At 36.5% G+C, this 13,069-nt stretch carries 14 protein-coding genes and 1 riboswitch; of the genes, 11 read left to right on the top strand and 3 right to left on the bottom strand.

Annotated elements, in window-relative coordinates; genetic code table 11:
* Positions 1-2: 2 nt before the first annotated feature.
* Complete coding sequence (locus tag BMY85_RS01970) at positions 3-665, bottom strand: energy-coupled thiamine transporter ThiT (RefSeq protein WP_092475672.1); 663 nt, start codon at positions 663-665, stop codon at positions 3-5.
* 37 nt (positions 666-702) lie between these two features.
* Positions 703-799, bottom strand: a riboswitch (TPP riboswitch).
* A gap of 111 nt (positions 800-910) precedes the next feature.
* On the opposite strand from BMY85_RS01970, the gene BMY85_RS01965 reads away from it, so the two are divergent.
* From BMY85_RS01965 to BMY85_RS01925, 11 genes are all read left to right on the top strand, one after another.
* On the top strand, positions 911-1,684 hold the full coding sequence (locus tag BMY85_RS01965) for a dihydroorotate dehydrogenase electron transfer subunit (RefSeq protein ID WP_092475669.1): 774 nt from the start codon (positions 911-913) through the stop codon (positions 1,682-1,684).
* 20 nt (positions 1,685-1,704) lie between these two features.
* Complete coding sequence (locus BMY85_RS01960; RefSeq protein ID WP_092475668.1) at positions 1,705-2,607, top strand: dihydroorotate dehydrogenase; 903 nt, start codon at positions 1,705-1,707, stop codon at positions 2,605-2,607.
* A gap of 165 nt (positions 2,608-2,772) precedes the next feature.
* Positions 2,773-3,447, top strand: a complete 675-nt coding sequence (gene pyrE / locus BMY85_RS01955; protein WP_092475666.1) for an orotate phosphoribosyltransferase — start codon at positions 2,773-2,775, stop codon at positions 3,445-3,447.
* A gap of 14 nt (positions 3,448-3,461) precedes the next feature.
* Positions 3,462-3,614 carry a hypothetical protein gene (locus BMY85_RS15465; RefSeq protein ID WP_177180579.1) on the top strand — a complete coding sequence of 51 codons (153 nt, stop codon included), beginning with the start codon at positions 3,462-3,464 and terminating at the stop codon, positions 3,612-3,614.
* A gap of 221 nt (positions 3,615-3,835) precedes the next feature.
* Positions 3,836-4,663, top strand: a complete 828-nt coding sequence (locus BMY85_RS01950) for a hypothetical protein (RefSeq protein ID WP_092475663.1) — start codon at positions 3,836-3,838, stop codon at positions 4,661-4,663.
* The gene (locus BMY85_RS01945; protein ID WP_092475660.1) at positions 4,653-6,356 is read left to right on the top strand and encodes an ATPase, T2SS/T4P/T4SS family; all 1,704 of its coding nucleotides are present in this window, start codon (positions 4,653-4,655) and stop codon (positions 6,354-6,356) included. The genes BMY85_RS01950 and BMY85_RS01945 overlap by 11 nt, the downstream gene beginning before the upstream one ends.
* On the top strand, positions 6,338-7,777 hold the full coding sequence (locus BMY85_RS01940) for a hypothetical protein (RefSeq protein WP_092475658.1): 1,440 nt from the start codon (positions 6,338-6,340) through the stop codon (positions 7,775-7,777). Before BMY85_RS01945 ends, BMY85_RS01940 begins: the two co-directional genes overlap by 19 nt.
* Before the next feature lie 13 nt (positions 7,778-7,790).
* Entirely contained in the window at positions 7,791-8,264 is a 474-nt protein-coding gene (locus tag BMY85_RS01935; protein ID WP_092475656.1) for a hypothetical protein, read from the top strand.
* A gap of 9 nt (positions 8,265-8,273) precedes the next feature.
* Positions 8,274-8,441 (top strand): hypothetical protein, encoded by a 168-nt coding sequence (locus BMY85_RS15460; RefSeq protein ID WP_177180578.1) that lies wholly within the window; start codon positions 8,274-8,276, stop codon positions 8,439-8,441.
* 9 nt (positions 8,442-8,450) lie between these two features.
* Entirely contained in the window at positions 8,451-8,939 is a 489-nt protein-coding gene (locus tag BMY85_RS01930; RefSeq protein WP_092475654.1) for a hypothetical protein, read from the top strand.
* Entirely contained in the window at positions 8,926-9,744 is an 819-nt protein-coding gene (locus BMY85_RS01925) for a hypothetical protein (protein WP_092475651.1), read from the top strand. Before BMY85_RS01930 ends, BMY85_RS01925 begins: the two co-directional genes overlap by 14 nt.
* A 19-nt stretch (positions 9,745-9,763) precedes the next feature.
* Here BMY85_RS01925 and BMY85_RS01920 read toward each other — a convergent pair whose 3' ends face one another.
* Positions 9,764-11,065: an HlyC/CorC family transporter gene (locus tag BMY85_RS01920; protein WP_092475648.1), complete on the bottom strand. Its 1,302-nt coding sequence runs from the start codon at positions 11,063-11,065 to the stop codon at positions 9,764-9,766.
* Between the two features lie 197 nt (positions 11,066-11,262).
* Complete coding sequence (locus tag BMY85_RS01915) at positions 11,263-12,900, bottom strand: ABC-F family ATP-binding cassette domain-containing protein (protein ID WP_092475645.1); 1,638 nt, start codon at positions 12,898-12,900, stop codon at positions 11,263-11,265.
* Positions 12,901-13,069: the final 169 nt, after the last annotated feature.

The following is a 13,069-nucleotide window of genomic DNA, read 5'->3' as shown; positions in this document are numbered from 1 at the left end:
TATTAACTATCTAAAGCAATTCTATTAATCTGTCCAATCCCTTTTTTTACTGCAGGAACAAATAGAATTATAATAGTAAGAATTCCTTCGATTCCAATATAACCAATATTGTAAGTAAAGGAATACCAAAAGACATTCTGATCTCCTGCGTAAGAAGCAAAGAAAACAACTCCGCTTAGAACGTGAAAAAATAATCGTCCTGTAATTCCAAGAAGATATCCTTTTATTAATCCATTTTTAGAATTGGCAAAAAGCCCGCTAAGTCCAAGAGCACCAAAAGCAAGAGGATAATCTACCAGAATCTGGACTGGATGAATCAGGCCAGTACCTACCGTAAGCTGTAAAAATCCATAAGCAATTCCTGTTATTACACCAGCATATGTACCATAAAGATATCCAACAAATGTAATGAAAAAAGCACTCATAGGGGTGATAGAACCACCCATAGGAGCTTCAAAAAGTTTGGCAAAAGATAAAGCGAAAGCTAATGCCATGCAGATGGAACAAAATGCAAGCTGTCTGGTACTGAATTTTTTAGAACATTTTCTGCTTCCCAAAATAGAAGCCAGCAATAACAAAAGAGCGGCTAAAACAAGGATTACCATGTAACTTGGAGTTTTAAAAGAGATGGTTCCATTGTTTACCGAGTAAAAATATTTAAGCATAAAAATACCTCCTGTGTATTCGTAACATACAAGGGAGGAATAGCTTCAAATGCTTCCTTACGCCAGAATTATCTGGATCAAGTGTTAAGGGTCAGTGATTTCACTTCTCAGCAGACGCTCCCCTAGCAGTTACGTTTCATATCTGTAAACAAAACTATAACAGGATTTGAATTGCTTGTCAAATAGGATTGACTATAAAAATTTAAGACGATATAATAAAAGGAATGAAAAAAATGGAGGAAATCATGGCAGGAAAAGTGAAAGGACAAGCTGTAGTTTTAAAAATAGAAGCAATTACAGATGACATTTACAGCTTATGGATCAAAGAACAGACGATAGCAAATGAAGCAAAACCAGGACAATTTATCTCGTTTTTCAGTAAAGATGGAAGCAGGTTATTGCCACGCCCGATTAGTATCTGTGAGATAAATGCACAAGAAGGAACACTTCGTGTAGTATTCCGTATTGCAGGTTCCGGTACGAAAGAGTTCTCGGCTTTACAAGAAGGAGAAACGGTTGAAGTGATGGGGCCTTTAGGAAATGGTTTTACATTAGAAGGGAAAAAAGCAGTCTTAATTGGTGGTGGTATTGGAATTCCTCCAATGCTTGAACTGGCAAAATCTCTTTCTATTGAAAAGAGTATTGTGTTAGGTTACCGTACGAATGATTTATTCTTAAAAAATGAATTTGAAACGTACGGTGATGTTTATGTATCTACGGAGGATGGCACAGCAGGTACAAAGGGGAATGTTATGGATGCCATAAAAGAACATAACTTAGATGCAGATATTATTTTTGCATGTGGTCCAGCTCCAATGCTGAAGGGCATTAAGGCATATGCCAGTGAACATGGAATCAAGGCACAGCTGTCTTTAGAAGAAAAAATGGCTTGTGGAATCGGTGCATGTCTTGCCTGTGTCTGCAGATCTAAAGAAAAAGATCATCACACGAATGTAAATAACAAGCGAATCTGCAAAGATGGTCCTGTATTTTACGCAGATGAAATTGATGCATTTTAGGCAGAACAGGAGAGAATGATATGAATATGAAAGTGAATCTTGCAGGAGTTGAACTTAGCAATCCTGTTATGACAGCATCCGGTACTTTTGGTTCTGGTGCAGAATATAGTGAATTTGTTGATTTAAGCCAGTTAGGTGCGGTAGTTACGAAAGGTGTTGCCAATGTGCCATGGCCAGGCAATCCTACACCAAGAATTGCAGAAACATACGGCGGGATGATTAACGCAGTAGGACTTCAGAACCCAGGAATTGATTTGTTTATACAGCGTGATATTCCATTTTTAAAGAAGTACGATACAAAAATTATTGTAAATGTATGTGGCAGGACTACCGAGGATTATTGTGAAGTAGTAGAACGGTTAGGGGATCAGCCAGTGGACTTATTAGAAATTAATATTTCCTGTCCAAATGTAAAAGAAGGCGGGATTGCATTTGGGCAAAATCCAAAGGCAGTGGAAGAGATTACAAAGGAAATTAAGAAAAGGGCAAAACAGCCGGTAATTATGAAACTTAGTCCCAATGTGACAGATATCACAGAAACTGCAAAGGCAGCAGAAGCAGGTGGTGCAGATATATTGTCCTTAATTAATACATTGACTGGTATGAAAATTGATATCAATAGAAGAACATTTGCAGTTGCCAATAAAACAGGCGGTTTGTCAGGTCCAGCCATTAAGCCGGTTGCAGTACGAATGGTATATCAGGCTGCCAATGCGGTAAAAGTTCCAATTATAGGAATGGGTGGCATTATGACAGGCGAAGATGCCATTGAGTTTATGATGGCAGGAGCAACAGCAGTATCCGTTGGAACTGCTAATTTCCATAATCCAAGAGCTACTTTGGATATTCTGGCTGGCATGCAGGCATTTATGAAGCAGCAGAATGTAGAAGATGTTAAGGATTTTATTGGCTGTGTGAAATAAAGTTCGTTTTTTTGATGGAATGTTAGGAAGTTGAAAGATACATTAGGGGATGTTATAATAATTTCAGTGTGTTTAAATAGCCTGGTATTGGAACTATTTGGCAGGGTATTGAAAGACGAATAGATAAAATACATCACATTATGACAGAATAAAGGAGAATTTAAGATGGAACAATATAAGAAGGAATTTATAGAATTTATGGTAGATTCTAACGTGTTGAAGTTTGGAGATTTTGTAACTAAGAGTGGAAGAAATACCCCATTTTTTATTAACACTGGTTTTTATCGTACTGGTTCACAGCTTCGCAAGCTGGGACAGTATTATGCAAAAGCAATTGAAGAAAAATTTGGAACGGATTTTGATGTATTATTTGGACCAGCTTATAAAGGAATTCCCCTTAGTGTAGCCACTTCAATGGCTTTGAGCGAATTCTGTGACAAAGATGTACGTTACTGCTCCAATCGAAAAGAAGTGAAAGACCATGGTGATACAGGGATTTTATTAGGAAGTCCAATTGAAGATGGGGATCGTGTCATTATGATTGAGGATGTAACGACATCTGGTAAATCTATTCGTGAAACTATGCCAATAATCAAGGAACAGGGAGACGTCCAGGTTTTGGGTTTAGTTGTTTCTGTAAACCGCATGGAACGTGGAACAGGTGAAAAAAGTGCATTAGATGAAATAGAAGAAACTTATGGAATGAAAACTACAGCCATTGTTACAATGGAAGAAGTTGTAGAGCACTTATATAATAAGCCTTATAAGGGTAAAATAGTAATTGACGATGCCATGAAAGCAGCAATTGATCTGTACTATGAAGAGTATGGTGTAAAATAGCTTGGAGGGATTTTATGAATGAAAAAATTTATAGTACTATGAAAGTCACGGGGATTGTAAACCTTGTATTTGGAATAATAACAATTGTTATGGGAATCGCTACAGGGATTGTCATGCTGGTATGCAGTACCAGACTGCTGAAACGTAAGTCAGAGGTTATATTCTAAATGTCGAAAAAACACATAAAATGAAAAACGAAAATAGAAATACCCTATTTACAAAATAATGTGAATGGGGTATTATTATCTACACAAGAAGTTTACATATCTATTCAATTTCTATTTTATATCTAAATTAATTTCTGTTTTATCAAAATATTCTTGTAAAGATTCAGTTTTTAACAAAATCCAAAAGACAGAAAGGTTATGTATGTGAAAGGAGTTACGCAATGAAAGTAGCATTTTGGAGCAATTGCAGTGGCAGGGCAGGAACCACAAGTAATATGGCATGTATAAGTATTTTGTGTGCAATGCTGGAACGGAAGAAATCAGTTTTATTTGAAAATCATTGCAGTCTGCATGGTTTGGAACAGATTTTGATTGGAGGGAGAGAGAAAAATGCAAATATTTTAAGAGAATCCTTTTCTTTTTACGATCAGAGAGGACTAGATGGACTGATACGGCGGGTGCATTCTAATTATACCTATAAAGAGATTATGGAGGATGTATCCATAAAGTTTTTGGATGATTTGATTTATTACCTGCCTAAGAGTGCAGACATGAATCAGGAGTATTTTGAATATGAGCTCAATCAAGTGATAAAGCCGCTGCTGGTTTTGCTTAATCAGACATTTGACTTGGTTTTTGTGGATACGGCTCCAAATCATTCTCTCTCATCAAAGCTTATTTTGGAAGAAGCGGAATTAGTCGTGGTGAATCTGTGTCAGAATAAAGCAGTCTTAGATCATTTCTTTTCTAATTATCATTTTCTAATGGAAAAAACCATTTTTTTAGTTGGCAATTATCAGGAACAATCCAAATTCAATTTAGCAAATCTTTGTCGAAGATACCAGATACCCAAAGAAGCTATTGAAGCAATTCCTTACAACGTAGAGTTTGGAGATGCAGTAAGTTCAGGAAATGCAGTAGAATTTCTTATGCGCAACATGAATTGCAAGCGGCAGGATGAGAACTATCTGTTTATGAACCAGGCTACTAAAACAGCACAACTGGTGCTGGAACACTTGAAAAAAGAGGAGGTTTCTTTTGTTTCATAAGGAAAAAAATATTACAGCTAAAGGGAAGTGCTTGGATTACGAAAGCTTAAAAAGGGAGGTGAATCAGTTTATCTTAGGCATTCTGCACAAAAATCCATATGAGGCAGTTGGTTCTAAGGGGGAAATAGAAAGAATCATGAAGTTCAAGCAGGATCTTAGGAAAGCAATTCGAGGTGGAAGTGTTGGGAATTATGATGCCAAAATATTTATTCGAGATTTCATAAAAGACATATTAGTAGTGCAGCTAAAATTAACGGAGGAACAATTAGACCGAATCCTTCCATTTGGTAATAGTTTTGGTTTAGTGCCACGAGATAAATTTGCTATCTTGCTATATCATTATGGAAAATCTCATGGCAGGGATGCACTAGAGGTTCTTATGGAACAGTATCAGTTAGATAGTCAAAAATCTGACGAAACAGGGGAACCCTACTACGAGGTAAGTGCTCAGGATATTCACGAGATATACCAAGAGGAAGGAATGATATTGTTATCGTATGTAGATAAAGTGAATATAGTTGCCCAAAGAATATATGAAGATACAAAGGGCAATGGGCCGATAGATGAATTGTTTTACCTTAGGATAGATGGTATTAGTGGTGGGGTTTCTGGAACGACATTGTTAGAGAGTGAATTTTCATTTCAAGAAGGAAAGAGTTACTCTTATCAAAGTATCTGGGTGTTTTATCATGGAAAATCCATACACTTTTCTTTTCTGGAGTTCTCATCTCAAAAAGAGCTGATCCGTATCTGCAGGAATATTTACCGCTTTCAGAATCCAGGACAGCTTTCACAAAGAAAAGGTTATATGATAAATGAGATGGCAGATGGTTCTCGTATAGCTGTTGCAAGGCCTCCTTTTTGCGAAGGATGGGTGTTTTTTATCCGAAAGTTTGATTCGGTGCGTTTTAGCAGTATGGAAGAACTTCTTAGGGATGAAGGAAAAGAACTTCCAGTTCATTTTATGAAATGGGCAGTGAAAGGGTGCCAGAATATTGGTATAACAGGAGAACAAGGAAGTGGAAAGACAACACTTCTGATGGCTTTGGTTGCGTTTATTCGGCCTTGGTTTAACTTGCGAGTTCAGGAAAATGCTTTTGAACTTCATTTAAGAAAGATGTATCCAAAACGAAACATTGTAAGTTTTCAAGAAACAAATTTCATATCGGGACAGAGTGGACTGGATTTTCAAAAGAAAACGGATGGCGCAGTACATATATTAGGAGAAGTGGCTTCTAACAAAGTGTGCTCCTGGATGATACAGATGGCTCAAGTGGCATCTGATTTTACTGTCTTTACGCACCATGCCAAGACCACTAAAGATTTACTTTATTCCTTCCGAAATGCACTTTTAATGGAAGGAGGTTTTTCGGAGGAACGAATTGCTTTGGAACAGGTATTGCATGCAGTTCAATTCGATATTCATATGAGGAAGACCGAAAAGGGTCATCGTTATATAGAACGAATTACGGAGATTAGGGAAAGAACATCTGATTACACAGGATCATCTGCGAATATGTTTGAAATCTGTGATATCATCCGGTATGAAAATGGAAGATACAAGCTGGTCAATTCCTTGAGTAAAGAGGCAAAGAGACGTATATTGGATGCTCTGGATGGAGAAGAAAAGAAGGAGTTTTTAATAGAGCTTGACAGGTGGAGGGAACAAGAGCATTGGGAAAAAAGGATATAGTGTATTGGCTCATAAATGCAGTAGGAATTATAGTATTTCTTCATTACAGGAGAAGTATAGTCAAAGAAAAGAAAGAGGTGAAAAAGCTAAAAAGCTTTTTGGCATTTTTAGAACAGATTTTTTATGAATATACAGTGTATCAAAATGTGGAAGCTACATTTCAGTCGTGTATGGAAAAAGCAGAACATAATCTGCCTAAAACCATAAAGGAAGTTTATGAGGAAGGCTGTTTTGGGGAGGGGGAAGAACTTCGTAAATATAAGAAGAAAGATTTCTTTGTGTTTTATTATCATTTCCTTATGTATTCTTATCTAGCAATGGAGTATGGAGATTCTATTGAAGATTCTACGTATCTGAAAAATATATCTTTTCTTAAAAAGCAGATTTTTCTATGGATTTTAAACTGGGAAAAAATACAGCATGATTTTGCTGGACTTATCTATCTTATTTTAATTCCAGTGCAGCTCTTAAAAGTGATAGAGGTATGGGGAGTATATAATCTGTCAGATTTAAGCAGATATTATGATGGAAGTTATGGTGTGGTTACTCGATACGCCATTGTGTTGATTACGCTTTTGTGTTTTCAGATTACAATGTGGCTAAGAAGGGATTATAGTGTGCATTTCTATGAAAGCAGACGATTAACAGAAGCTGTGAAAAATCCTTTCGTGGAACGTTATTATAGCTGGTGGCTAAAACACTGGACAAAAAAAGCGAAGAAGAGAATCCGCATTCTGCAGATCAGTTCATCAAGGCTTAAGCTGCAGGAATTCTGTTTTATACATGATGTGCTGTTTCTGTCATCTTTAGGACTGAATGTTGTTATGCTATACCCTATGCTTTTTATTGGTTTGTACGCTCCGTTGATTATTGTAGTGGCTTCATTTCTTTTAAGTTTCATTTTAGCCCGAATACCTGAATGGTATCTAGAGATTCGAACCTATCTTATGAAAAAACAGAAGGAGGATGAGTGTTATTTATTTTATGGCCTTTTTAGAATGATAGTGGCAGAGGGATACGGTGATGTTGATGAGATTTTGAATGTACTGGAACTGGGAAGCGATATTTTTGAACCTGTACTTCAGGTCTGTATGGATGAATACAGTTACGACAATGAAGAGGCATTGGAACATGGGAAAAGCTTGGCGCCTTTTGGTTTATTTATGAAACTGTTAGATGTTCTTAAAGTAAGCGAGATTACTGGATTAGAACAGGCAATGACTCCGCTTTTATTAGAATTGGAAAACTATGCAGAGAGAAGAAAACAAGAAAATGAAATAAGCGCAGTGAATAGAGGGGCATTAGGAACGTTTGCTGCTTTTATACCAGCCATTGCGGTAATCGGACTGTACCTCATTGTTCCATTTGTGCTGGAAAGCCTTGTGCAGTTAGAAGTATATGTGAAACAGATAGTTTTTTAAGGAGGATGAAGTTATGGAAAATAGTTTAAAAGGGCTGTTGCTGGCAGCTGGCACGATAATTACTTGCATTGTAATCAGTTTAGGATTTTTCATTGCAAGAGAAGCAAGAGATACAGCGGCAGATGGAGCAGGACAGATTAGTAAGCTGAATGCAGAGTTTAATGAAAGCGATAAAGTTATGTATGACGGACTTACGGTATCAGGAAGTGAAGTAATTAATGTAATCAATAAATTCCGGAATAGCAATTTATCTGTAATGGTTGAAAATAATAAATGTGCAACAGCTTATCATTATGAGCTGAAAAATAAAACGCTGGGAACAGGAGAGACCGAGTGGGCATTGGGAAATAAGGTTCAATCAGATGGATATGCAGTGCAAAATTCCAATAGTGACAGTTACATAAATCCAAATGCTCAATTTATTGGTGATATTATACGAGATGTGAATCATGTCATTATTGGGGTAGTATTTCGCCAGACAGAATAGGAGGTAAATATGAAAAATAGTATTGATCTATTGTATCAGGGAATTTCGATGTCAATCTATTGTGTTGCTTTTTTGGTGCTTGTGTTCCTGTCGAAACAGATTTATGAAATGGAACATCATGTGGATAATGCAATGTATCGGCAACATGTTATTTCGTGTGAAGTAATTAGGAATTAGGAGGGAATTTTGAAAAGTTTTAGCTTCGTAGCGGAGTTTATAATTACTGTGGTATTGCTGTTTCTTGTTCCTGTCTTGTTTTTTTCTTATGAAAGGGAAATCCTTATGCAGGGATATGTACAGTCACAAGTTATTTATTTTACAGATTGCATTCGAAATACGGGTTATATAAGTGAAAATACATATAAGGAGTTCAAAAGGCAGTTAGCAGTAAGCAAGCATGTTTATGAAATTGAGATGGCAGTTTATGAAACGTACAAAAATACAGGGACAAAGGAGAGTTTTGTATTTGGGACGTACACAGATTCTATTTTAGAAACTGTTTTGAATAAAAAAAGCTGGTATATCCTTCATCAGGGAGATTTTCTTCGAGTATCAGTCAGACGAAAGGATAAGACTTTGTTAGAACGGATGCTTCACGTATTGACTATAGGAAGAAAAGAAGTGGAAAATATTCCACTTCAATATGGAGGGATGGTTCGAGATGAGTGTTTCTGATTATGGTTTGTTGTTTTCGATCCTTTTTATTGTGTTTGTATTATTTCATGTCATACATTTGGCTGATTATGAAGTGGTACGAACTTTGCAGACTCAATATAATCTTGCAATAGATGAAGCGGTAGAAGCGGCATTGTACGATGTGGTGGAAGAAGACTCAGGACTGGATTTAATCATGAATGAAGAAGAGGTAATACATCGTTTTTTTCAAAGTCTTTTTATTAATCTCGGCATTATGGAGCAGCCAGCCAAGAAAGAGCTTTGTAAATTTTATGTGCCTTATATTCTGCTTGTTGAAAAAGATGGAATTATACCATATCAGCAAGAGATTGCAGGAAAAAGTGAAGAGATAGTTTTTCAAACCAGAAAGAAAATACACTATCAATGGAGTATGGAGAATAAAGAGATATTAAGGGCTACTTTAACAGATTATGTATACTATGATAATCTGGTTACGGGAAAACATATGGAAGGTGATTACCGTGACATTGTAAGTGAACTGCCTGAGAAACTAAGATGGAGATATGATATATTTGATAAGAAAAAAAGGGAACTGGTGATTGATACTATTAAGAGCTGTACCAGTGAGTGCATCAATCATCAAAATCAGATTGCCAGAAAGTATGGTATAGAATATAAGTTTACTTTGCCGTTAATAGAGTATGAAGCGTGGTATCGTACAATTCAGGATGTCAGTATGATCGCTTTGTTTCAGGGATATCCATTTGGTAACAGCAGGACTGGTATTTTTAACCGTGCTGCTTTAGGTGGAGCGAGAATTGCCAAACAAAAAAGGGAGACATAAGAACGTCTCCCTGAAAATACTATTCGTTTTCCATATTCTCCTCTTTTGGTAAAAGCAGAATATGTATTTTGTCAATTCTGTTTTTCTCAACGGACTGAACAGTATACTGTATATGATTATCAATAATGGATTCTCCTTCTACAGGAAGGTGTTCAAGCAAGCTGATGATATGTCCTGCAATGGAATCATAATCATCAGATTCAAGATCAGAACCAATTATTTCGTTTACTTCGTCTAATTTTGTAAAACCATCTGCGATAAATTCAGATGGAGAAATCTGTATGATGGAATCTTCTTCGTCTCCATCATATTCATCACGTATTTCACCAACAATTTCTTCTAATAAATCTTCTAGTGTGATTAAGCCAGCCGTTGCCCCGTATTCATCCAATACAATTGCAATGGAACGGGAAGCTTTGCGCATTTCGATTAGAAGTTCAGATGTCTTTTTGAATTCATACGTAAAATAAGGTTCTCGTAGCAGCTGTTTTATGTGGAAGTCTTCTTTCGAACCTTGATAAAAGAAAACGTCCTTTAAGTTGATAATACCAGCCACATTGTCTCTGGCACCATCAAATACGGGCATTCTGGAAAATTTATCTTTAGAAAATGCCTCAACAAGTTCGTCATAACTTAAGTTGATATCTACAAAAACCATATCGATTCTTGGAACCATAACATCTTTTGCAAGAGCATCACCAAAATCAACAACATTGGTTATCATTTTCCGTTCTTCGCTTTCTAAGACACCTTCTTCGTGGCTTACATCCACGATGGTTCTTAGTTCCGTTTCTGTAATTGTTAATCCTTTATAATGAGGATCTACTTGTAATAGCTTTAATAAACCATACGCCAGTTTATTAATGATAAAAATTACAGGAGTCAGAAGCTGAGTAATAAAATAAATAATGCCACCATATGCCAGGGAAATTTTCTCGGCATGAATAGTAGCTAATGATTTCGGGGTTATTTCTCCAAAAATCAGGACTAAAACCGTAAGTACAAAAGTTGCTATACCTGCGCCAACAGTAGCACTATCTGATACACCTGATGACTTGCAGATATTTACTGTAAGAGTAGTTGCCAAGGATGAGGCAGACAGATTCACGATATTGTTCCCAATTAATATAGCGCTTAACAGCTTTGTTGGATCTTCAATCAGTTTGCTTACTGTTTTTGCACCTTTTACATTTTCATCAGCAAGATTGCGAATACGAATTTTATTGACAGTAGTCAACGCCGTTTCAGCAGATGAAAAAAATGCAGACAGTATTAATAAAACGAAAAGAATAATAAGCTGCGTGACGTCACTAGGGTCCAAAAATATCATCTCCATTTCATATATTATTAGTGTTACGCATTCAACATTTTACAGGATCTGCTATAGGGTTGTCAAGTAAGGAATTTTAGGGAGAAAGGGGTAAATTTTAATATAAAAATAACCCTACGTCTAGTAATGAAGCATGCTTCAGGGAATCACCCTCCAACACTTGACATAGAGCCGTTTTTCCTACAACATTATAAATCTGTTTCGTTATCATCCTGATTGCTTAAGATTTGTCTCTTACGTGCTAATTCGTCATTTTCAAGATACTCATCGTAAGTTGTAATCTTATCAATTAAACCGCCAGGCGTGATTTCCATAATACGGTTTGCAATTGTCTGAATGAACTGGTGATCCTGTGAAGTAAATAATACAACACCAGGGAACTTAATAAGCCCATTATTTAATGCTGTGATGGATTCCATGTCCAAGTGGTTAGTAGGTTCGTCCATAATTAAAACATTTGAACCCATAATCATCATTTTGGATAGCATGACACGTACTTTTTCACCACCAGATAATACGTTAACTTTTTTAACGCCGTCTTCGCCAGCGAAAAGCATTCTTCCTAAGAAACCACGTACATAAGTCACATCTTTTTCAGGAGAGAATTCCATTAACCAGTCAACAATAATATCATCACAGTCAAAATCTTTCGTATTGTCTTTTGGGAAGTAAGCCTGGGAAGTAGTAATACCCCATTTTACTTCACCTTCGTCTGGTTCCATTTCGCCAGCTAAGATCTTGAATAATGTAGTAGTAGCTAGTCCGTTGTTACCAACAAAAGCGACTTTATCATCATGGCCGATGATAAAGGATAAGTTGTCTAATACTTTTACCCCATCAATTGTTTTAGACAGATTGGAAACCGTTAATACTTCGTTGCCGATTTCACGGAAAGGACGGAAATCAATATAAGGGTATTTACGGCTAGATGGCTTAATGTCATCAAGCTGGATTTTTTCCAATGCTTTCTTTCTGGAAGTAGCCTGTTTGGATTTGGAAGCGTTAGCACTGAACCGCTGGATAAATTCCTGAAGTTCCTTGATTTTATCCTCTTTCTTTTTATTTGCTTCTTTCATCTGTTTAATCATTAACTGGCTGGATTCATACCAGAAGTCATAGTTACCAGAGTAAAGCTGGATTTTTGCGTAGTCAATATCCGCAATGTGTGTACATACTTTATTTAAGAAGTAACGGTCATGAGATACAACAATTACGGTATTCTCAAAGTTAATTAAGAATTCTTCTAACCATCTGATGGCATCTAAGTCTAAGTGGTTAGTAGGCTCGTCTAGTAACAGGATGTCTGGGTTGCCAAATAAAGCCTGAGCTAAAAGAACTTTGATTTTCTGGGAACCACTTAATTCGTGCATTTCCATATAATGAAGGGATGTGTCAATGCCTAAACCATTTAAAAGCATAGCAGCGTCAGATTCCGCTTCCCATCCGTTCATAGTTGCGAATTCGCCTTCTAATTCACTGGCATGGATACCATCTTCTTCTGTAAAATCTTCTTTGGCATAGATGGCTTCCTTTTCTTTCATAATGTCGTATAATCTCTGATTGCCCATGATAACAGTGTCTAATACAACAAACTGATCATATTTAAAGTGATCCTGTTTCAAGAATGAAAGTCTTTGGCCAGGTGTGATGATGATATCACCATTAGTAGGTTCTAACTCACCAGATAAAATACGAAGAAATGTAGATTTTCCTGCACCATTTGCACCGATAAGACCGTAGCAGTTTCCTTCTGTAAACTTGATATTAACATCTTCAAATAAGGCTCTTTTACCGAGTCTTAAAGTTACATTACTTGCTTGTATCATAGCGTTACCTCTCTTAATTTATATTTTCAAATCATTCGATTATTGGCTAAAATTAAACATCACTCCTTATTTTACAGGAAAATCAATAATTTGCAAGTGTTTTTTGCAGATGAAAGTGGCCAAGGAAGAAAGGAAGCGTTTTAGAAGTGAAATAGTTGAAACATTTAGA

Origin of the sequence: [Clostridium] polysaccharolyticum, assembly GCF_900111595.1 — a bacterium.
In the GTDB taxonomy this organism is placed as follows: Bacteria; Bacillota; Clostridia; order Lachnospirales; family Lachnospiraceae; genus Clostridium_AI; species Clostridium_AI polysaccharolyticum.
Note: the sequence above shows the minus strand (reverse complement) of the source record. Positions and strands in the feature narration are given on the sequence as shown.

Coding starts and splice junctions, on each gene's coding strand:
- BMY85_RS01915 (WP_092475645.1), bottom strand. CDS start 12,900: ATGATACAAGCAAGTAATGTAACTTTAAGACTCGGTAAAAGAGCCTTA.
- BMY85_RS01935 (WP_092475656.1), top strand. CDS start 7,791: ATGGAAAATAGTTTAAAAGGGCTGTTGCTGGCAGCTGGCACGATAATT.
- BMY85_RS15465 (WP_177180579.1), top strand. CDS start 3,462: ATGAATGAAAAAATTTATAGTACTATGAAAGTCACGGGGATTGTAAAC.
- BMY85_RS01965 (WP_092475669.1), top strand. CDS start 911: ATGGCAGGAAAAGTGAAAGGACAAGCTGTAGTTTTAAAAATAGAAGCA.
- BMY85_RS15460 (WP_177180578.1), top strand. CDS start 8,274: ATGAAAAATAGTATTGATCTATTGTATCAGGGAATTTCGATGTCAATC.
- pyrE (WP_092475666.1), top strand. CDS start 2,773: ATGGAACAATATAAGAAGGAATTTATAGAATTTATGGTAGATTCTAAC.
- BMY85_RS01925 (WP_092475651.1), top strand. CDS start 8,926: ATGAGTGTTTCTGATTATGGTTTGTTGTTTTCGATCCTTTTTATTGTG.
- BMY85_RS01970 (WP_092475672.1), bottom strand. CDS start 665: ATGCTTAAATATTTTTACTCGGTAAACAATGGAACCATCTCTTTTAAA.
- BMY85_RS01950 (WP_092475663.1), top strand. CDS start 3,836: ATGAAAGTAGCATTTTGGAGCAATTGCAGTGGCAGGGCAGGAACCACA.
- BMY85_RS01960 (WP_092475668.1), top strand. CDS start 1,705: ATGAATATGAAAGTGAATCTTGCAGGAGTTGAACTTAGCAATCCTGTT.